Origin of the sequence: Marixanthomonas spongiae, assembly GCF_003095375.1 — a bacterium.
In the GTDB taxonomy this organism is placed as follows: domain Bacteria; phylum Bacteroidota; class Bacteroidia; order Flavobacteriales; family Flavobacteriaceae; genus Marixanthomonas; species Marixanthomonas spongiae.
This window is the reverse complement of sequence record NZ_QEHR01000004.1, coordinates 96304-118885: the sequence shown is the minus strand read 5'-3', so window position 1 is coordinate 118885 and position 22582 is coordinate 96304. Positions and strand designations below refer to the sequence as shown.

19 protein-coding genes are annotated in these 22582 nt (G+C 36.6%); all 19 read left to right on the top strand.

What is annotated here, in order from left to right:
- Positions 1-173 precede the first annotated feature (173 nt).
- Positions 174-1667 carry a GH3 auxin-responsive promoter family protein gene (locus DDV96_RS06960; protein WP_116694042.1) on the top strand — a complete coding sequence of 498 codons (1494 nt, stop codon included), beginning with the start codon at positions 174-176 and terminating at the stop codon, positions 1665-1667.
- Positions 1668-1929: 262 nt separating this feature from the next.
- Entirely contained in the window at positions 1930-3615 is a 1686-nt protein-coding gene (locus tag DDV96_RS06955) for a DUF6909 family protein (RefSeq protein ID WP_116694041.1), read from the top strand.
- Between the two features lie 13 nt (positions 3616-3628).
- Positions 3629-4624: a hypothetical protein gene (locus tag DDV96_RS06950; protein WP_116694040.1), complete on the top strand. Its 996-nt coding sequence runs from the start codon at positions 3629-3631 to the stop codon at positions 4622-4624.
- A 55-nt stretch (positions 4625-4679) separates the two neighbouring features.
- Complete coding sequence (gene rfbB / locus DDV96_RS06945; protein WP_116694039.1) at positions 4680-5696, top strand: dTDP-glucose 4,6-dehydratase; 1017 nt, start codon at positions 4680-4682, stop codon at positions 5694-5696.
- An 86-nt stretch (positions 5697-5782) separates the two neighbouring features.
- The gene (locus tag DDV96_RS06940) at positions 5783-6022 is read left to right on the top strand and encodes a hypothetical protein (protein WP_240607685.1); all 240 of its coding nucleotides are present in this window, start codon (positions 5783-5785) and stop codon (positions 6020-6022) included.
- Complete coding sequence (locus DDV96_RS06935; protein ID WP_116694037.1) at positions 6022-6303, top strand: type II toxin-antitoxin system RelE/ParE family toxin; 282 nt, start codon at positions 6022-6024, stop codon at positions 6301-6303. Before DDV96_RS06940 ends, DDV96_RS06935 begins: the two co-directional genes overlap by 1 nt.
- Positions 6304-6364: 61 nt before the next feature.
- Positions 6365-7222, top strand: coding sequence for a glucose-1-phosphate thymidylyltransferase RfbA (gene rfbA / locus DDV96_RS06930; protein ID WP_116694036.1), 858 nt, complete (start codon positions 6365-6367; stop codon positions 7220-7222).
- 1 nt (position 7223) lies between these two features.
- Positions 7224-7769, top strand: a complete 546-nt coding sequence (rfbC, locus tag DDV96_RS06925) for a dTDP-4-dehydrorhamnose 3,5-epimerase (protein WP_116694035.1) — start codon at positions 7224-7226, stop codon at positions 7767-7769.
- Positions 7766-8614 (top strand): dTDP-4-dehydrorhamnose reductase, encoded by an 849-nt coding sequence (gene rfbD / locus DDV96_RS06920; protein ID WP_116694034.1) that lies wholly within the window; start codon positions 7766-7768, stop codon positions 8612-8614. Before rfbC ends, rfbD begins: the two co-directional genes overlap by 4 nt.
- Before the next feature lie 167 nt (positions 8615-8781).
- Positions 8782-10092 (top strand): hypothetical protein, encoded by a 1311-nt coding sequence (locus DDV96_RS06915; protein WP_116694033.1) that lies wholly within the window; start codon positions 8782-8784, stop codon positions 10090-10092.
- Complete coding sequence (locus DDV96_RS06910; RefSeq protein ID WP_116694032.1) at positions 10092-11387, top strand: polysaccharide pyruvyl transferase family protein; 1296 nt, start codon at positions 10092-10094, stop codon at positions 11385-11387. Before DDV96_RS06915 ends, DDV96_RS06910 begins: the two co-directional genes overlap by 1 nt.
- A 21-nt stretch (positions 11388-11408) precedes the next feature.
- Positions 11409-12677 carry a hypothetical protein gene (locus DDV96_RS15915; RefSeq protein ID WP_116694031.1) on the top strand — a complete coding sequence of 423 codons (1269 nt, stop codon included), beginning with the start codon at positions 11409-11411 and terminating at the stop codon, positions 12675-12677.
- A 199-nt stretch (positions 12678-12876) separates the two neighbouring features.
- The gene (locus tag DDV96_RS06900; protein ID WP_165805981.1) at positions 12877-13881 is read left to right on the top strand and encodes an O-antigen ligase family protein; all 1005 of its coding nucleotides are present in this window, start codon (positions 12877-12879) and stop codon (positions 13879-13881) included.
- Positions 13868-14971, top strand: coding sequence for a glycosyltransferase family 4 protein (locus DDV96_RS06895; RefSeq protein ID WP_116694029.1), 1104 nt, complete (start codon positions 13868-13870; stop codon positions 14969-14971). Before DDV96_RS06900 ends, DDV96_RS06895 begins: the two co-directional genes overlap by 14 nt.
- Before the next feature lie 155 nt (positions 14972-15126).
- The gene (locus DDV96_RS06890; RefSeq protein WP_133240824.1) at positions 15127-17604 is read left to right on the top strand and encodes a T9SS type A sorting domain-containing protein; all 2478 of its coding nucleotides are present in this window, start codon (positions 15127-15129) and stop codon (positions 17602-17604) included.
- 20 nt (positions 17605-17624) lie between these two features.
- Entirely contained in the window at positions 17625-19496 is a 1872-nt protein-coding gene (locus tag DDV96_RS06885; protein WP_116694027.1) for a leucine-rich repeat protein, read from the top strand.
- A gap of 116 nt (positions 19497-19612) precedes the next feature.
- Positions 19613-20845, top strand: a complete 1233-nt coding sequence (locus DDV96_RS06880; protein ID WP_116694026.1) for a hypothetical protein — start codon at positions 19613-19615, stop codon at positions 20843-20845.
- A 93-nt stretch (positions 20846-20938) separates the two neighbouring features.
- The gene (locus DDV96_RS06875; RefSeq protein WP_116694025.1) at positions 20939-21667 is read left to right on the top strand and encodes a methyltransferase domain-containing protein; all 729 of its coding nucleotides are present in this window, start codon (positions 20939-20941) and stop codon (positions 21665-21667) included.
- A 60-nt stretch (positions 21668-21727) separates the two neighbouring features.
- The gene (locus DDV96_RS06870; protein ID WP_116694024.1) at positions 21728-22495 is read left to right on the top strand and encodes a WecB/TagA/CpsF family glycosyltransferase; all 768 of its coding nucleotides are present in this window, start codon (positions 21728-21730) and stop codon (positions 22493-22495) included.
- Positions 22496-22582: the final 87 nt, after the last annotated feature.

Below are 22582 nucleotides of genomic sequence, written 5' to 3'. Positions count from 1 at the left end.
TTGTTTTTGGGTTTGCCTTGTGAAATTATAATTTGATCAACGTATTATCAATAAAAACTGATTTATAAATGAGTAACCCACTCTCACAGCTCAAGTCTCACATCTAATTATCCCCAAGTCGGAGACGACTACTTTTTATAAAAACCGCTAATTTTCTTAATAACGATGTCGTTATGTTCCTAAAATCCTTTGCCGCCAAAATTTTCGCTAAAATTGTTGTCTCCAAAATTCAGAAATGGGCACAAAACCCCGTCAGGACCCAGCAAAAAGTTTTTGAGACCCTTATTGCTGAAGCAAAGGACACTGCTTTTGGTAAAGCTCATGACTTCCAAAACATAGAATCCACCACCGATTTTGCCGAAAAAGTACCTGTTAGGGAATACGAAGACCTAAAACCCTATGTAGATCGGGTAGTGGCGGGTGAAAAAGATGTTTTATGGCCTGGAAACCCCATCTATTTTGCCAAAACTTCGGGCACCACCAGTGGGGCAAAATACATTCCCATTACCAAAGAATCGATGCCCCATCACGTAGAAGCTGCCCGAAACGCAATATTGTGCTATATTCACGAAAAAGGTGATGCCAGTTTTGTTGACGGGAAAATGATTTTTTTACAGGGAAGCCCCGAACTTTCCGAACAAAACGGCATTAAACTGGGTCGGCTCTCGGGCATCGTGGCGCATTATGTGCCCAAATACCTTCAAAAAAACCGGATGCCCAGCTGGAAAACCAATTGCATACCCGACTGGGAAACCAAAGTCGATGCTATTGTGCAGGAAACCAAAGATGAAAACATGACGGTAATAAGCGGTATCCCGTCTTGGGTACAAATGTATTTTGAACGGTTGCAGGAAAAAACCGGGAAAAAAGTGGGCGAACTTTTCAAAAATTTCCAGTTGTTCATTTATGGCGGCGTCAATTACGAGCCGTACCGGGCCAAATTTGAAGCCTTGATTGGCCGGAAAGTGGACAGTATCGAACTTTTTCCCGCTTCGGAAGGGTTTTTTGCGTTTCAGGACAAACAGGATGCCAACGGGATGCTGCTGCTGTTGGATTCAGGGATTTTTTATGAATTTATTGAAGCCGAACATTTCTTCGATAAAAGCCCCAAACGTCTAACCATTGGCGAGGTGAAGGTGGGGGTAAATTACGTAATGATCGTTTCTACCAACGCCGGGCTGTGGGCTTATAATGTGGGCGACACGGTTCAATTTACGTCAACAAAGCCATATAGGGTAGTTGTTTCAGGAAGGATCAAGCACTTTATTTCGGCTTTTGGGGAACATGTGATTGGCAAGGAGGTTGAGCAGGCGATGCAAGAAGCAATACAGCAGCACGGTTTTGCTATTTCAGAATTCACGGTCGCCCCACAAACCAACCCAAATGAAGGGCTGCCCTATCACCAATGGCTTATCGAGTTTGAAAACGAGCCCGAATCACTTCAGCAAATAGAAAATACCATTGATAAAGCGATGCAACAGCAAAACGCGTATTATTTCGATTTAATTGAAGGCAAGATACTGCAACCGTTGCAGATTAAGCCGCTACAGCGAGGCAGTTTTACACGGTATATGAAATCGCAGGGCAAACTGGGAGGTCAAAATAAACTGCCGAGACTCGCTAATGATCGCAAGATAGCCGAAAAACTACTTAATTTACAGAAATAAAGTTAAAGTCCGTGCCTCAATCTCCCGTTTCAAAAATCGGACAACTTCCAAAATGGGAAGGAGCAATAACGCATTACCCTTCCTTTGGGTAGGCTGGGAGGGATATATTAACCAAAAATCCATTTCTATTCTCACAATAAATGCATTCCAATAGCCTATGGTTTAAATAGGCGCCTTCTTTTTTGCGTTTTGGAATTTTGTTTTTTTTTGTGATTTAACACTTTCAGTGTTCGCATAAAGGTATTCATGTATATTTGCAGCAATGAAGAAGTTAAAATCACATACCAGGACCCGCGCCCAAGAAAGCACCAGTGCCATAGAACGATTGTACATCACGATGCGCCATTTGTTCAACCGCGGGTTTTACAAGCCCATGGGCGTTTCGGGCGAAACCTTGCGGGAATCACTGTTAACGCTACGTCCGGAAATTTACGGTTCCATTTCAGAAGAAAAAATAGAACTGCAAGGGCTCTTGTACGTTATAGATAGGCTCCCTACGGGAATTGAAGAATGTCGTTTTATTAATTTGACCAGTGACGAGGGATATAAAAATTCGCACTTTAAAACCATTATCCCGCTAAAACGGCGCCGGAACTGTTACCGCATCGATGAAGAACAGATGAACATTGAGGTAACGCGTGGTCGCTCGGAAATTTATGATGTGCTCACCCACCTCACTTTTTTATATGTGGAATCGCATAAAATCATGAAGCACATCATGATTGACGAAAAAGGCAAGGTGATCCGGGATTGGAAAAAACTGGAACATGCCATTCAGAAAAAAGAAGAACTCACCAAAGAAGAGAAGGAAATTGCCTTGACGCATACAGCCAACTTTTTGGGCAGGACCTTTGAAGAGGTCCAGGACGTCTATCCAAAATTTGCTACAAAAGAAGACCCTCACCGCTTTTTGAATATTATCTATTATTTAGGGAAACTGGCCCTTGATGAGGTGGTGAACAACAACAAACGAATCATTACCTTCAGCCCCGTGCTCCGAGAACGGTTGGGGCACCACATTCACGGTGAAAAATGGGCATTGAAAATAAAAGAAACTTTAGAAGAAAAACAGCTGTTGCAAAGGCCGTTGCACATCATTAGTGCCAACATGCATAGCGTGATGAACACCTTGTATGCCAATACCGCTTTGACTTCGGAAGCAAAAAAGAAGCAACCTTTTCAACTTTTTGAGTCTTTAAGCAACCCGGCCAATAGTAAATTACGGGATAAAGTGACCAAAACGGCATTAAAAAACGGCATGGTCTTTATTGATGACGACAGCGGGGCCAACATAGATGTGCAGGTGTTCGATTCGAGTAAATTTCCGGACGGTATTTATACCAACGATGCAATAGAAACAAAAGATAAACCCGTGATCATCGTTATGGACTATGCTTTTGGCGAACAGGCCTACGAAACAATGGACGAGTTGTTGAAACCCTATAAAGATACGAATGGCAATTCCCATTTTTTAAACGTGGCATCCGTTTCCATCATGGGCAAGGCCGGTATTTTGGAAGGTGGAAAAGGGGACATTATGATTCCTTCGGCCCACGTATTTGAAGGCACGGCAGATAATTACCCGTTTGACAACCAATTGCACATATCAGATTTTAAAGAGGATAACGTTAACGTATGTACCGGCACCATGATCACCGTCTTGGGCACTTCGTTGCAAAACAGGGACGTGTTGCGGTTTTTCCACGAATCCACCTGGAATGTGATCGGGCTCGAAATGGAAGGTGCGCATTACCAAAAAGCCATACAGGCAGCGGCAAAAATACGCGGGAGCATCAGTTCGAAAGTACAGGTGCGGTATGCATATTACGCTTCGGACAACCCGTTGGAAACAGGAAGCACGTTGGCATCTGGCGGATTGGGAACCAGTGGTGTAAAGCCCACTTACGTGATTACCGAAAAAATAATAAAACAAATATTAGACCAATAACACCCTTTAACCCATGAGCAACCAAACCACTAATTCTTCCGAAGAAATAGATTTATTTTATCTCTTTAGGCTGGTAGGCAATTTTTTCAAAAAATGCTTTATCGCTGCCTACCGTTTTATCCTGTTTTTGCTTAAAAACTGGATCATCCTTTTAGCGCTCGTAATTATAGGGGCTGTTGCAGGGTATTTTTCACAGAAAAACGTCAAAACCCCAAAAGAGGCCGACGTACTTACCCGCATTAATTTCAATACTGTAAGTTACGTGTATGGTACCATCGACACCTACAATGATAAAGTTGCCAATCAAGATACAGTTTTTTTGAAACAGGCCGGTTTATGGGATAAAAACCCGCTTGTTACTGGAGTATGGATAGAGCCCGTAGTGAGTTTTGAAGAAATTGCCACGATGTACGGCAGGGAAAACCGCACACTAGAAGTGTTATTTGAAGATTATGAGTTTGAGAAGGACAATACGCTCAACAGCACGCTTAAATTGGATTTCAAATACCATAATATGAAATTGTACCTTGCCCACAACGCCACACCAAAGACCATTGACCGTTTTATGGATTACATTAATACAACACCGGCGATGGAAAACTTGAAAAAAGTGGGATATGCCAATATGCAGGAATTGATTACTGTAAATGAAACTACGATTGAACAAATAGACAAGGTACTAAACAGCTACAACTCCACAGAAGCCACCAGTTCAGAAACTGCCCCAATAACTCTTGATAAGGATTTAACAGGTTTGGTCAGGGCGAAGATTCAGTTTAAGGAAGATGCGAACCAACTGAAGCAAGACTTGTTGTTTTCAAAAGACATCAGCGTCCCAGTTACTAAATCGGTTTTGGTCGAAGACGAACCGAACATACTAATGAACAAAATAATAGTATATCCCCTAATTTTGATTTTTCTTTTCTTGGTATTTGCAATGTTGAAAAGGGTGTTCAATTATGCTGGTAAATTGGCCAAAGAAGAAGATGAAAATAAACGAAGGGCATAGCTTTTAATACGAATAATCGTGTTAAAAATCCTTTAGACTAATCTAAAAAAAAGTTTTGAGCAATACTAACGTACTGATTACCGGAGGGGCAGGATTTATCGGGTCTATTTTTACCCAATACTACCTCGCCCACACAAACGACCACGTTTTTGTGCTCGACAAACTTACCTATGCCGGTAATTTGAAAAATTTGGAGGCGGTTTCGCAGCTTCCAAACTATCATTTTATCGAAGGCGACATTTGTGATAAACACCTTTTAGAATCACTTTTTGAAAAACACCAATTTCAAAAAGTGATTCATTTTGCTGCCGAGTCGCATGTGGACAATTCCATTACCGGTCCTGCAGCTTTTATTGAAACCAACATTAATGGTACTTTTAACCTCCTTCATCAAGCATACACCACGTGGATGGAAGGGCCAAACAAACTAAAGGAAAGCTTTAAGAGAGCAAGATTCCTGCACGTTTCTACCGATGAGGTATACGGCACCTTGGGCAAAACAGGATTGTTCACCGAACAGACCCCCTATGCGCCCAACAGCCCGTACAGCGCTTCAAAAGCGTCGTCAGATTTTATTGTGCGCAGCTACTTCCACACCTACGGCTTGCCGGTGGTGACCACCAACTGCTCCAATAACTACGGCCCCAACCAGCATAAAGAAAAGTTGATTCCCACCATTATAAGAAAAGCAATTTCGGGCGAGCCCATTCCAATTTATGGCGATGGCAAGAACGTCCGTGATTGGCTGTATGTAGAAGACCATTGCAAAGGCATTAATTTGGCTTTGGAAACAGGGAAATTGGGCGAAACCTATAACATTGGTGGCCGCAACGAACGGGAAAACCTCTACATCGCACATACCATTTGCGATATTTTAGATGAACTGAAGCCAAAAAAAAGTTCCTATAAAAAACAAATCACTTTTGTGACCGATAGACCGGGCCACGATTTTAGGTACGCTATAGATGCTTCAAAAATTGAAAATGAACTGGGCTGGAAAGCTGAAGAAAACTTTGAAAGCGGCATCCGAAAAACAGTGGCTTGGTATTTGGAAAATAAAGATAGGCTTTAAAAATAACAGTTGTATAGCACCTTGTTATTGGTTACTTTTGAAGAAAACAAAGCCTGAGTCTGTCAAGCATAAACAAACTGTGTATTATGAAAGTACAAACTGCATTGCGTTTCGACAAGGAATTGTTAGAGCTGGTAAAGGCTAAAGCAAAGGCCCAAAAACGAAGCCTGAACAATTACATTGAATATCTGTTGTACCGGGAGGTAGGAAACATTCCAAACGAAGAGACTAAAAAAGCTATTGAAGACGCCCACAATGACGTGAACCTTACTGTAATCGACGATTTAGACCAATTTTTGGATGAGATTGTAAACGAGACCGATTGATGTACACGCTAATAAGGACTACTAAATTTAAAAAAGACCTTAAAAAGGTGTTCAAAAGAAATGCATCGGATTTTGAAACCGCCCGAAAAGTGTTGCATATATTGGAGGATAGCGGGATAAATGGCATTCCGCAACACATGAAACCGCACAAACTGAAGGGAAATTACAAAGACAATTGGGAGTGCCACATAAAACCCGACCTTTTGATTATCTGGTTTCAAATAGAAGCCCCCAAGACCATAAAATTGATTAGAATAGGGACTCACTCAGATTTGTTTTAACTGAAAAACAATTAGCCATGATTTGTAGTTTTAACTATGCCAAATGTAAACTAGACAACTTATGAAAGGAATCATATTAGCAGGAGGCTCCGGCACACGGCTGCATCCACTCACCCTGGCAGTGAGCAAACAATTGATGCCCGTGTACGATAAACCCATGATTTATTACCCCTTGTCAACCCTTATGCATGCCGGTATTCAAGAGATATTGATCATTTCAACCCCAGAAGATCTACCGTTGTTTGAAAAATTACTGGGCGACGGTTCAAAATACGGATGCGATTTTCAATATGCGGTTCAAGAAGAACCCAACGGTCTTGCCGAAGCTTTTATAATTGGAAAGGACTTCATCGGCAATGATAAAGTAGCCCTCATCTTAGGCGATAACATTTTCTACGGAAGCGGATTAAAAGAACTGCTCCAAGCAAACAACAACCCCGATGGCGGGATAATTTACGCCTATCACGTGCACGACCCCGAACGCTATGGGGTGGTGGAGTTTGATAAAGCGGGAAAAGCCCTTTCCATTGAAGAAAAACCCAAAACACCCAAGTCCAACTACGCCGTGCCTGGCATTTATTTTTACGACAATAACGTGGTGAACATCGCCAGCAACATACAACCCAGCGCACGCGGGGAACTGGAAATAACCGATGTAAATAACGCCTACCTAAAACAAGGGAAGTTAAGCGTGAGCATTTTGGACAAAGGCACCGCCTGGTTGGATACCGGCACCTTTGCTTCTTTAATGCAAGCGGCCCAGTTTGTGGAAGTGATCGAAGAACGGCAAGGGTTGAAAATTGGTGCCATTGAAGAAACGGCCTACGAAATGGGCTATATTGACAAACAACAATTACAAAAACTCGCCAAACCCTTGTTAAAAAGCGGCTACGGAAACCATTTAATGCAATTGGACTGATTTGGAACTACAACAAACCACATTAAAAGACTGTTTTATATTAAAACCCCGCATATTTCAAGATGAAAGGGGCTTTTTTTCTGAAACCTACAATAAAAATACCTTCAAGGAAACCACCGGCCTGGACATCGATTTTGTGCAAGACAACCAATCCAGCTCTACTTATGGCGTATTAAGGGGGCTGCATTTTCAAAAAGGACCCATGGCACAAAGTAAATTAGTGCGCGTGGTAAAAGGCAAAGTGCTCGATATTGTTGTGGATATCAGAAAAGATTCGGAAACTTTCGGAAAACATTTCAGCATCGTCTTGGACGATGTGGAGCAAAAGCAACTCTTTGTGCCACGAGGGTTTGCCCACGGCTTTGTAACCCTTTCTGAAACCTCTGTCTTTGCGTATAAGTGCGATAACTTCTACGATAAAACTTCCGAAGGAGGAATCAGCTATAAGGACGCAACCTTACAGTTGGATTGGCATCTGCCTGAAGAGGCGTTGATCATTTCAGAAAAAGACCAACAACTGCCCACTTTTAAGGAAGCAATTTTATGACGAATGTATTGGTAACAGGCGCAAATGGGCAATTGGGAAAGTGCTTGCAAGAGGCTTCAAAGGCCTATCCCAACCTGCAATTTTTCTTCGCTTCCCGGCACGAGCTCGATATGGAAGACCGTGAGGCCATCACGCTTTATTTTTCAGAAAACAATATCGATTATTGCATAAACACGGCCGCTTACACCCATGTGGAACAAGCCGAAAAGGAACTTGAAAAAGCCTTCAGCAGCAATGCCGAGGCAGTAAAGCACTTGGCCATCACGTGCAAGGCCGCCGGTACTACCTTGCTCCACATTTCTACCGATTATGTTTTTGACGGGAAAAAATCAACGCCCTACGTGGAAACCGACGCCACAAACCCGCTCAACATTTACGGGGCATCAAAACTGAAAGGCGAGCAGTACATTGAAGAAATAGGTGCTAATTATTTTATTTTCAGGACTTCTTGGCTGTATTCCACCCACGGGCATAATTTTTTAAACACCATCCTTAAGTTTGCTAAAGACCGTGAGGAAATCACCATCACAACAGAGCAAACGGGAACCCCTACCAATGCGAATGATTTGGCCAAGGTATTGTTGCAGGTTATCGTTTCAAAAAACAAACACTACGGTTTGTACCATTATAGCAATGCGGGCGAGGCCACTTGGTATGATTTTGCCGCAGCCATTCTCGACTATTCCCATCAAAATGATGCGATAAAACTTGCCAAAACAGACCATTATCCTACTTTTGCAGCGCGGCCCAAGTACAGTGTGCTAAATACGGAAAAAGCTGAACAGATTTTGAAATTTGAAATGAAATCCTGGAAAGAAAGCCTCCAAACTATTTTGAACAATTGATTATGAAGAAAAAAAACCTAATTGTTTTCGGTACGCGTCCCGAAGCCATAAAAATGGTTCTTACTGTCTTAGGGCTTTTAGGCATTTCGGGTTTTGAAATTAAAGTATGCGAAAAGGCTCTATAGCTTAAAATGCTTGGCTCGGTATTGGTTTTTTATGGCAATTAAATGATAAAAAGACTTGCAATAGTAGGATTATTTACTGGGGTAGCCCATTTGTCGAATATTTTCATTCTTAAATATTTGTCAACAAATATATCTAATGATACTATATCTGTTATAGGCGAAATAGATAGTCTCATCATATTGATTGTTTCAATAGTTTCTTTTGGCATCCAGTTATCAGCAACAAGAAAAATTGCATTAATGGATGACTGGAAAAAAGAGTATTATGATACTCAATCCGCAAGACTTACCTTATGTTTGTTTTTAATAATTTTTAGTTTAAGTGGTTTTATTGTAACCAAGAACATTTTATTTCTTTTTTCTCCAATTTTTGCTTTGAATGGTGATTATGCACTTTACGGAAGGGGAAAACCAGAATTAGGGGCTTTTGTTTCTTTAATTAGAGTAATAGTCCCAGCCACAACGCTGTTTATAGTGTCTATTTATTGGAGAGAACAATTAATTATAATTTATGTTGTTAGTATTATTATATCTTATATTATTGCTGGAATTATAGTATCTCGTAGCCTTAAAGTCTCATATTTTATTAAACCAAACCTCAAAAATTTAAAAAAATATTGGCTTCATTTAGGATTGGGTATTGCCAGTGTTTTGTTTCTTTTTATAGGAATTAGTTTAGTAAACGTTATATCGTTTTTTTATGTCTCTTCAACAATAGCCATTATATATATAATCTTAAAATTTTATATGATATTCAAAGGTGTTAGACAAATAATAGTTCAGAGTTTTTATAAGGATCTCACTAAAGTAGCAGTAGCTCTCAAGGTTGATCAAATGGCTACAATTGGGGGCTTAATCTTGTTTGTTTCTTTAGCCTTCTTTTTAGATGTAATTACCCCTGTTTTTTTTAGCGAAGACTTCTCTTCTTATCAAAACACCTTTTTTATTATTGGCCTCGCAGGGTTTGTTTCATCTTTTACAACAAGTACTGGAGCCAGGCTGTTATTGGATGATAAAGACAGAGAATACTCTAGAAATATTATTTTGGCAGCTGGGAGTACAATACTTGCAAGTATTGTATTTTACTATACTTTTGGCAATCAATTGTATTTGATTGCGTTGAGTATCCTTTTTGGAGAATTTCTATTATCCTTTTTAAATGTTGTTGCAATCAGTGAAAAAAAGTTTTTACTTAATCGCTTTAAGTCAATATCTTCATTTTTGTTAATTTCAGCATTATTTATTGTCATAAATTCCTTTATAGAATCAAGTAAGCTTATATATATTACCTTTTTGTTTGTTATGGGAGTTTTAACACTTGTAACAAATAGGAACAAACTAAATGTAATTTAATGAATATTTTAATAACTCACGGGTATTCTGACTCAAACAAGGGAGACTTGGCCATCACAATGGCTTGTTTCTTAATAGTAAAAGCTAAGTACCCAAATTCAAAAATAATATTACACTCAACATTTAGAGAAAAGGATCGTGAAGCATTCCTGTTTCATAATAGGTTTATGTCTAAATTTGATATTGAAATAAAACAGGGTGTTCTTCCCACTCCTTATACCTCTGAAAACAAATCAAAAATAAATGACCTCTTAGCGGTTTACCGTTTGACGAAAGAAGTGGTTCAATTAAAATTATCTTTATTCAGCTCTGTTTTAGGTAGAATTTTGGGAGGAAAGCAGTTTCAGGCTATCCAAGACATTAAAAAGTCAGATCTAATTTTAATAAAAGGGGGACAGTTTATTTACAACGAAAGGGAGGATTTAAGAGGTAATCTTTTTTTGTGGCGAACCCTTCAACCAATTAAAACAGCCCATCTTTTGAAAAAGAAAGTTATAATTATGGGACAGAGTTTTGGTGGTTTTGCGAGCGAAAAAAGCGAAAAAATAGCTGCAAAGTACTTAGCGTACTGTGATAAGATTTTTGTAAGAGAAAGAGTGAGTTATAATTTTATTGAAAAGTACGATTTGGACTTTAAAACGAAGGTTATTCCAGACTTGGCTTTCTATCTAAAAAAGAAGATAGATGATACCTTATCAATAAAGTTGTCTTCTAATAAAAAATATTTAGGTATTACCATGGTTAACTGGAATTTTCCCGAAGCAGAAAATCCAGTACAAGCAAAGGAGAATTACATAAAATCAATAATTGAAACGTGTATTTATGCACATGAAAATTATGGGTTAACCCCCATCTTTATTCCACAAGTTACTGTAAAACATCATGGTGAAAGCGATATTGATATAATTAAAACTGTTAATAAAGCCTTAATTTCTAAAAATGTAAAAGTAGAATTTTATACAAAGGACTTATCTGTTTACGAAATGATGGCGTTATATAAAAAATGTGAACTATTAATAGGAACACGTTTGCACTCGTGTATTTTGGCTGCAAGTGTTGCTACACCAATATTACCAATTAGATATCAAGGCTTTAAAACGCAAGGTGTTGTTGATGAACTCGGGCAAAAAAATCTTTTGTTGGATATTCACAACTTAACTGCCAAAGAGTTGATTGATAATGTAGATTTTATAATCGAAAATAAAGTAGAAATAAGAAAGACCTTAAATAATAGAACTGATAGGTTTATTGAAAAATTCAACGAAATTAATTTAGAGGTTAATAAGTTGGACTAATCTAAAGTCTAAAGATATAATATGTTGAGCAAAAATACTATTCAGTATTATTTACTTTTGGTAATATTCTTATTATCAGGCAACCTCGTATTTCAGCTTTTTCTTTTGGGTTTTTTTGGTATTATTATTTTGCTTTTAAGCAAAAATAAAATCCTTATTGATGAACGGTTTCTTTTTTATTCAGGTTTATGCTTCTTGTCGGCCACACAGTTTCTCTTATTTTTTGATGACAGCTATTCCTTAAACTATAATCTTAATTCCCTAATAGCATTCTTATTTTGGTTTTTGGCTTTACTCGCCTATTTAGTGATAAAGACCATTGTAATAAATTTTGATATAGACAAGACTAAGAAGTTAATAGACATTTTTTTTATTATAAACTTCATTATAATTATAGTACAACTTGGAGGTGTAATTTTTGCAACTAAAACGCTCAACCCTTTTGCAAGTACAATGTATTCTTATGGGCAATCAACCGGAGATCATTTAAAAGGTGTTTTCTCGAACTCATCGATCTCTATGATAATTATGTCTTTTTACACTGTTTTTTATGCGTATAAAAGAAATCGTAAGGTTGTTTTCGCCATAATTGCTATGCTGTTGTCAACGTATATGAGCGGCGTATTCATATTCTCGATTATTGCATCAATATATGTCTTTTTTACTTTCGGGCTAAAAACTAAAATTAAAATTGTTTCTAGTATTGTGATAGTTTTTTTGATTTTGACAGTTGTAACTCCTACTAATATTAGTTACGTAAAACTTATACTTACAGAAAACCTTAGCAGTAATGTAGATCCACCAAGAAAAATGATCTCTTTTTGGGAAACCCTCGAAAATTGGACAAGTAGCCCAAAAAGCTTTATTTATGGTGAAGGAGCGGGGAAATTTTCGTCTAGAACAGCATTTTTAACGGCAGGTGATTATACAGATTGGTTTCCTAAAGATTGGGAGTATAAATCAGAGGCATTTTCAAAAAATCATTTCCCTTTATGGAACAAAAAAATATTGTCAATCGCATATAAAGATGGCACCCACAATCAACCTTTTTCATTTTACAACCAAATAATTGGTGAGTTTGGTTTAATGGGCCTTATCTTATTTGGGCTATATATGTTTTATATGATAAAAAATTGGTATAAAATGACTTATGGCAGAATACTTATGCTTTCAATATTGGGCTTTTTTGTTCTGGATTATTGGTTTGATTACTTTTCGGTGATATTGTTTTTGGAATTGTTTATTAACCTGAACATTAAAGAGCATGAGGTGGAACAGCAACTTAATTGATAGACTACATTATGTTTCATTCGGGATAGTTCTTGCTACTATTCCGTTGCCCATGATCCTTAACAATATCGCTATTTTTATTTTTATATTTTTTAGCCTCTTAAACATTAAAAGGGTTAAACTTATAAAAAAAACTACGTGGCTGTTTTTTCCTGTTCTATTTGTTCTTTCTGTAGGTTCATTACTTTATTCTTGCGATTTGGCAAATGGACTCAAAGGCTTGGAGAAAACCCTTTCATTTATACTGTTCTTCCTTTTTGTGCCTACATTGCATATAAACAGAAGCCAAATTAAAAAACTGCTCAATGTCTTTGCCTATGTATGTTTATTGGCTTTGCTTTATTGCTTGTTAATGGCAACCTATAATGTATGGAGCACAGGTTCTTTATATATATTCAATCCTGAAAATTTAGTAAACGAAAATTTCTTTCTATACCATAGATTTAGCAAACCATTAAACCTTCATGCGGTATATTTTGGGATGTATTTAGTTTTTTCCTCCAGTATATTTCTCAACAAGTTTAAAAATTGCGAAAAAAAAGGAAAAATCTACATCGGTATCCTATTGGCTTTTTTAGCAGTGGGGATATACCTACTTCAGTCTTTTTCGGTGCTAGTTGCTTACTTTATTGTATTACTGGTGTTTTTCCTTTTCACGTACAAAGACAAGTTAAATTATATAAGATTAGGGCTGTTGGCACTCGCAATTTTGCTTCCGGCAACGTTGTTTTTAAACAAAGCAAAAGTGTTTAAAGGCCACGTTTTTGAATATACTATAGAAGATGATATTCACAGCACCAACTGGAACTCATTAAACATCCGGTTGGCAAAATGGGAAGCTGCACTTGCGGTAGTAAAAGAAAACAATGTGATTTTTGGCAGCGGAATGGGGTGTACCCAAAACAGATTGAATGAGATGTATAAGAAAAAAAATTTCACTATTGGTTACCAAAAAAAATTCAACACCCATAATGAATATATCAACTACTTGGTTGAATTAGGTGTTTTAGGTGTGTTATGCTATCTTTTCTTTTTAGACTCAGGGTTATATATTAGCTTTGAGCGAAATGATTTTTTACTGTTTACCATACTTGCATTAATCGCCATTTGCGGTATAACAGAAAATATTTTAGGGGTCAATAAAGGAATTGTGTTTTTTACCAGCCTCTATTATTTAGTTTTATTAAAAAATGAAAAAGAATAAGATTTTATTTTTGGTGCAATTGCCACCACCGGTTCACGGAGCTTCCTTGATGAACAAACTACTGGCAGAAAGTGAGCTGTTGAACGATAAATACCATATAGATGTCATTCCTATCCAATTGTCAAAAAAAATGGAAGGATTAGGAAACTTCTCGCTAGGTAAAATTTTTGGAGCATGTTCAATATATTTTAAATTGATGGGAAAACTCCTGTCTAATAAATATGACCTTGTCTATTTTACGCTTTCACCACTCGGTTTCGCATTTTATAAAGACGCATTTTCGGTATGTATCTTAAAAATTTTCAGAAAAAATATTGTATTTCATCTACACGGAAAAGGCATCAAGAATGAAATAAACAATAAACTAAAAAGAAAGATATATAAATTCGTTTTTAAAAACGTTGAGGTTATACAATTGGCCGAAGCTCTTAAGGATGATATAAAGCAGATTTACCCTAAAACCCCATATTTTTTACCTAATGGAATCAAGCATATTGATATGAATAGGCTTGATGCCAAAAGAAGCAATAGCATTCCTACGTTTATCTATTTGTCAAACTTAATGAAAGACAAAGGAATTTTAGTGTTTCTTCAGGCCATTAGAAGTTTAAAAGAGTACGACAATCAATTTAAAGCCCATATTGTAGGTCCATCCTCTGATGTTACCATAGAGCAGCTTGAAGAATACATTAGTCAAAACAAGTTGATAAACGTCAAGTTATTTGGGCCAGCATACAGTGATAAAAAATATGAACATCTTTTAAAATCAGATGTGTTTGTACTTCCTACCTATTATAAAAATGAATGCTTTCCATTGTCCATTCTCGAAGCATACCAAACAGGTTTGGTGGTTTTATCTACAGATAATGGTGCCATACCCAGTATGGTGCAAGAAAATAAAAATGGTTTCTTGGTGCCTCAAAAGGATATAGAGGCTTTAGCGGAAAGGATGAAATACTTAATTCAAAATCCAGAAAAGCTAAAATCTATTAAAGAAAACAATAAGAAGGAATTTAATGAAAAATATACAGAAGAAATGTTCATTCAAAATTTCGAAACTATAATTGATGATATCTTGGCTAAACATTAGCCGTTAAATATCAACACTTAAACAAGATTAAGAGTGAAGAAGCGATTTCTTGTCTTAAGTAAGATCTCAATACCCTTATCTTGTCTTTCTAAAATCTAAAGAAAATATTTTCTGTATATTTAGATTACTTGAAGTTTCATTCCAATTCCAATATTATGAAAATATATATTTTTTTAATCATCACATTTTTTCTATACTTTACTAACTACGCACAAATTGATTTTCAGAACCATGTAATTATTGATAAAACCACCTCTGTGACTGGTGCAAGGGTTGTAATAAGTGCTGATCTTGATGGAGACAGCGATCAAGATATGATAATAAGTGCTAATGATGTTATAGGCTGGTATGAAAATGCCGATGGTCATGGAAAATTTGCAGTTTTAAAAGTTATAACATCTGAAATTGATGAATCACCTGCTTTACATGCTGCCGATTTAGATGGCGATGGTGATATGGATATACTTTTTAGCGATAGTGGCAACAACATTTTAGCATGGGTTGAAAATATCGATGGTCTAGGGAATTTTAGTCCTATACGAACAATAACAACAGGTCTTCCGGCAGCTATTTATACGGCTGATTTAGATGGAGATGGTGATCTTGATGTTTTATCTGCTGGGGGAGCAAAAGTTGCGTGGCATGAAAATTTGGATGGCCTTGGAAATTTTGGGCCACAACAAGTATTAACTTATGTAGCAAGTTCAGCAAATTCAGTTTCTGCTGCAGATTTAGATGGCGATGGCGATATGGATATAATATCTGGCTCAGGCGGTTTATACGTGGCTTGGTTCGAAAATACGACAGGACAAGGTGATTTTGGGTTACCACAATCCATAACAGATAGATTTACCACCAAAGTTTATCCTGCCGATATAGATGGCGATGGTGATATGGATATTGTTAGTATTACTTGGACTCCTAGTACTGGGGTAAATGAAACAGTCTGGTTTGAAAATACCGATGGATTGGGAACATTTGGATCAAAACAAGCAATCTCAAATCCTGCTTCATCAAAATCGGCTTTTCCTACAGATATAGACGGCGATGGAGATCTTGATGTACTTATTTCTATTACATATCCTACTTTAACGGGAATGGTAGTTTGGCATGAAAACACAGATGGGTTGGGAACTTTTGGGCCGGAGCAAATAATAACCACATTAAACAACACGTACATCGGAAATGTATTTGCTTCAGATTTAGATGGAGATGATGATATTGATGCGTTTTCTATTAATTTTGGCAACTTTAGTTTGGCATGGTACGAAAATACGGATGGCTTGGGTGATTTTGGCGACCGTATAATTGTTTCTGCCCGGGTGGAAGACGCTTTTGCCGTGTATGCAGTAGATATTGATGGAGATAACGATATAGATGTCCTATCAGCATCTTATGGTGATGATAAACTCGCTTGGTACGAAAATGCAGATGGGCAGGGTAATTTTAGGTTTGCTCATAACATAACGTCCAATCTTCTTCTTACTAATTCTGTTCATACCGGTGATATTGACGGTGATGGTGATATAGATGTTCTTGGCTGTTCCTCATATGTAACTCTTGGGAAAATAGGCTGGTATGAAAACACTGATGGATTGGGTCATTTTAGTAGTATACGTGCAATTTCTTTAAATGGTAGTGATGACCATCCAACATCTGTTTATGCAGTAGATATTGATGGAGATAACGATCTTGATGTAGTAGCGTCATATTACAGTTTTATTACTGGTAAAGTTATTTGGTATGAAAATTTAGACGGTTTGGGCAATTTTGGGGGACCGAATCTTATAACCAATGAAGCAAGTGGTGCTAAATCTGTATTTGCAATTGATATAGACAATGATGGTGATATAGATATACTCTCCGCTTCATTACTTGACAACAAAGTAGCTTGGTATGAGAATACAGATGGTCTAGGGAGTTTTAGCAACCAAAAAATCATCTCATCTGTTGCAAATGAGGCATCTTCAGTTTCTGCTGCCGATCTTGATAATGATGGTGATGTTGATGTTATGGCAGCTTTATTTGAAGATGACGAAATTGTATGGTATGAAAATACAGATGGCTTGGGAAATTTTGGCCCTCCAAAAACGATAACAACAAATGCCGATGGCGCATCTTCAGTATATGCAGATGATTTGGACGGCGATGGTTATTTGGATGTAATGTCGGCATCGCGTAATGACTCAAAAGTGGCATATTATAAAAACACGGATGGTCAAGGAAATTTTGGCCCTCAACGTATTATAACAACAGATAGATATGGTGCCAATTCTGTGTTTGCAGCCGATATTAATGGAGATAATAAAATGGATGTATTGTCAGCCAATCGGTACGGAGCATCAATAGATTGGTATGAGAATGCTGGGCCATTAAGTGTGAACGAAATTGAAAATGAAATATCAAGTTTAGCGCTCTACCCGAACCCGTCAAATGGTTTTGTAAGTATACATTCTGAGACAAAAATTGTAAGTGTTAGCGTTTATAACAAATTAGGACAGCTTGTAATGCAGGAAGATAATCAAGAAGGTATTGAACTTATAGACTTACACAAGTTAACCACAGGACTCTATTTTGTAAAATTAATAGATTCTACTTCAAAAGTAGATGTAAAAAAAGCAATACTTGAATAGTATATAAAAGATAATTTTCAATGAAAAAAACACTATTATTTTCACTACTATTATTATTGGTTATAGCCTGTAATAAAGATGATGATCCCACAAACGCTACAAATAATTATGTGGGCGATGTAACATTGCGTACTCAAAAAGAAGTAGAAGATTTTGGCAAAATGGGATACACCAGTGTAGAAGGCACAATCTGTATAGGCTGCATTGACCAAAATGACATCGATGATCTAAGCTCATTAAGCACCCTTAAAAAGGTTAATACCCTGAATATCCAAAATAATACCGTTTTAACAAGTCTTGACGGCCTTGGTAACCTAACAGACATTGATAACTTATTGATAAGCAAAAACCCAATACTTGAAAACCTAAATAGTTTTAGTGGTGTTACAGCTATAAACACTATTGAACTAGATGATAATGAATCTCTTAGGAATATTGAAGGGCTTTACAATTTAACAGCAATCCGGGAGCATGTAAAATTCATTAATACTAGGGTTGTTAATTTAAATTTTGAAAATGTAACAGTTCTTGGAGGTTTTGAATCTACTGACTCTCGTTTTGAAACTATCACTATTGGCGCAACTAAGGTGGGTTCGTTCACATTGAATAATTGTTATTCACTTACACAGCTAAATATAGCTAATATTGAAGAAATAGATCATTTGTATTTAATTGAGAACAATAAGCTATCTAATTTAAACCTTGAAAACCTAAAAAAAATCAATGGTACTTTTTCTTTTGTTCGCAACGTAGCTTTAAGATCTCTCAAGGCAGATAACTTAACGAGCTTGAAAACATTGCACATTGAAAATACACAGCTAACAAGTATAAATTTTGAAAATATACAAACCCCATCAGAACCCATATCAATTACCATTATTGATAACCGTTTAGATCTTGATGTAAATTTAAAAAGTATTACCAAAGCTGGTAAGATAATTGTTGAGAAATTATCATCGATAAACCTAGACGGCTTAACAACTGTTGAAGATAAGTTTTCTTTTAGCAGTACTGCTATTGCTTCTATTGCTTTAAAAAATTTAACCCAATTAAATGGCAATATTACAATATTTGGTAATCGAAGTTTAAGGGAAATAGAAGTAAATAATCTTACTATAGCAGGAAATTTAGAGATAAAAGACAATCCATTGTTGGAAAAAATAGAAGCAAATAGCCTTATTAAAGCAGAAGATTTAGAAATAACACACAACGACCAACTTACTACGCTGGGGCTTCCTATTCTTTCAGATTTAAAGAGCTTAACGCTTAGGGGATCACGAGTTTCGGTTTTAAATTTGGAGAACCTACAGGATAGGGCAGAACCCACATCATTCTTTATCAATGGAAATAATTCCTTAGCTGAAGTATATTTTGGTAATATGACTAGAGCGAAACATGTTAGGTTCGAAAATAATTCCAGTTTAACCGACTTGCCCATAAATAATATATCAATAATAGAAGGATCTTTATATGTTGTTAGTTGTGATAATATTAGTGATATCAATATTGAAAATATATCTGAAGTGTTTGATATTCATTTATTTAACAATAATAATTTAGAAACGTTTATCGCAGATAATATTACCCAGATAGGAGTATTAGATATAGATGCATCTAGTGCTCTTTCTACAATAAGCATGAAAAATTTAGGTTTGGTTACAGAAAGGTTAAGGATAAGCGGTTTCGGTTTTAGAAGCGACCTTGTTAATCTTGACTGGCTTTCTAGCTTATATAGTGTAGAAGAGCTAATAATATATGGCAACGTTGAATTAAGGGATTTTTGTGGAATCACCAATCTTATATCCAATGGTTATGTTGGAACTTATGATGTCTCTAATAATGGTTACAATCCCACCCAACAAGACATAATAGATGGTAATTGTAGTATTTAAAAAAAATTTAATCCTCTTCTTTAAAACCATATTTTATTCTTTTTCTTAAAAGCAAAAGAGTATTTAATCCTTAATTTTGCCAAATATTTGATTTGAATAAAGGGTCTTTGCAAACAATGAAACAAAGTATGTTTAATGTAGCTTCTTTTAAAGCTAATTACCTTTCTTTAACTTTAAAAGAAAAAGCTTTTATTGGGCTTATCCTCATTGATTTACTGCTTCTTTTGTTTTTAGGCAGGGCGTATACGAAAAGTGCATTTTACTCTCACCTATATTACCATGATGTAATCCTTTTAGTTACATTTTTGTTTTCCATAACGTTTAAATCAGGCTTTAGGTTAAAGTCTATTGAGATATTAGGATTGATTTCATTAATTTATTTAGGAATCTCAATTATATTTAAATTCCATCCAGAGGGTGATTTATACATATACCTTAGGCAATTTATGGTGTTTGGTTACCTTATTCAATCTTATTTTATATTTAGGGCAGTAGCAGGGCTTAAAAACGGATTGCAAATTTTAATACAAACAATAGTGACGATAGCCATTTTAGCGGTCATGTTACAATTGGGATATGTATTTTATATTTTTTTGGGTGACGGAGAAAACCCCTTCTTGAAACGCAATTATTTTTCGCCTTTAACCGTTCCCTCGGTCATGGCTGCAACAGCTTTGGGTCTTGTATTTCTAAAAAGTTATATAAAAATAGGGGTCTTTTTATTGTTATTGATAGTTTCACTGAGCTTTGGCCACGACTCTGCTTATTTGGCTGTGATACTTATTTTTTTATTTTTCTATTTTTTAAGTGCATCTCTAAAAATCAAGATTTTAATATCAACATTTGCAATATTGAGCTGTATGGCATTATGGTTTTTCGTAGCATCATTTACAGATGGAAATGCTGATGCAAGGCTTTTTTATTGGAATAAATTGCTAACAAAAATCACGGAAAACTTCAGTATTATATATGGCAATGGTTTTGGTGTCCCATATCTGTCCGCAGAAGTCGCTCAACAAGTAAACAGTTTTGTTTCAGTATTTAAAAGACCGGAAAGTATTTACCTTGTCCCTCCCCACAATTCATTTATAACTATGTTATATCATTTAGGGGGGTGGACTTTATTGCTTTTTTATCCAATTAGAAAAATCTTTTATGGACCGTTGCAAGTAAAAAATAATTTAATTAAGTTTTTACTACTGGCAGTAGTGGGAGTGGCGATTTGGGCAAGTTTCAATGTTGTTTTAGAATTACCGCATTCTTCTACATACTTTTGGCTTTTATATTTTACATTAGCATTTTACCTGTATAAAAACAAGATTGATAGCAGAAAAAAACTTCATGAATAAATTAAAAAAGCATAATTTCAGCAGTTAAGGTATTGCTTAAACTCTTTGCAATTACAAAAATCGTTTTTATTTAATTAAGAGTATTTTTGCCGAATGAATATAAAGTACCGTCATACCTCTGAATTTCCCGGATGGGAAAAAGCTCCTGAATTGTTACTGCAACTGATAGAAACATACAATGCCCAAAAAGTTTTGGAAATTGGGTCTGGGGCAAACCCTACGCTAACCCCGGATATTGTTTCAAAATCAGGGATCACATATACCACAAATGACGTATCGGGTGAAGAACTATTAAAAGCCTCGAAGGTGTATTCAACTTGGAAGGCAGATTTATGTACTCCAGACATTGCTGAAAATCATTCAGAAAAATACCAGCTTATTTTCAGTAGGATGGTCAACGAACACATAAAAGATGGAGAAACGTACTATAAAAACCTGTACGATCTTCTGGAACCAAACGGGGTTACGGCGCATTGCTTTTCCACATTGTATGCGCTTCCCTTTTTGGTAAATCGCATATTACCAGAAAACTTCACCGATAAATTGCTGAACTTTTTCAACCCCAGAACTGATCGGCATCAACACGAAAAATTTCCTGCATATTACAGTTGGAGTCGCGGACCTTCAAGGAAATCGATTAAGCGATTTGAAGCACTGGGTTTTGAGGTCATAGAATATATCGGTTTTTTTGGGCACGGCTACTATCGAAAAAAAGTGCCCTTTTTAGATTATTTAGAACAAAAAAAAGCACATTGGCTTGTTAAAAACCCAGTGCCAGCACTTACGGGGTATGCTTATATTGTTTTAAAAAAGGTAACTTAAAAATACTTTTATTTATATGCAATTACCCCTACTTTTGCCGCTGAATTTTGTAAACGCACCATGAGCCCTAAAATAAGTTTCTTAAACACCAATATTCACAACCTTTCCATGCGAGATACACTGGATTTGGTAGAGCAGGCCATTGTCGAGAACAGGCAACTGCATCATGCGGCGGTAAATGCCTCAGTGTTGGTTTCATTGCAAAAAGATAATGACCTTCGCAAAAGTATTAATAGCGCCGACATCGTTAATGTAGATGGACAAGCAGTGGTCTGGGCGTCAAAATTTTTGGGCGTACCGTTAAAGGAACGTGTAGCTGGCCCAGATTTAATGGCAAACCTAATAGAACTGGCACATAAAAAAAAGTATAAAATCTATCTTCTTGGTGCAAAAGATGAGGTTGTTTCAAAACTGGTTGATATTTATAAAGAAAAATACAGCCCATCTATTATTGCAGGCTACAGAAATGGTTATTTTCAGGAAGAAGATGAGCCTGATATTGTTAAGGACATTGTTGATTCTGGTGCCCAAATGCTATTTGTAGCCATAACATCTCCCAAAAAGGAAAATTTTCTTCACAAATATAAAAAAGCACTTTCCAAAGTTAATTTCATCATGGGCGTTGGTGGCAGTTTCGATGTCTTTGCTGGCAAAATAAAACGCGCCCCGCAATGGATGCAAAAATCCGGCCTCGAATGGTTTTACCGCTTCCTGCAAGAACCAAAACGTATGTGGAAACGGTATTTAGTGGGTAATACCAAGTTTATTATGCTGGTTTTTAAGGAGAAGTTTTTTAATGGCAGCGCTAAAGAAAACTCACGCCCATAGGCACCTCATAGATGCCCCATAGATACTCCATAGATAGTTCATTGATTTGTAAGAAAATCAATGTTTTTTCCTACAATAATCTGGGGC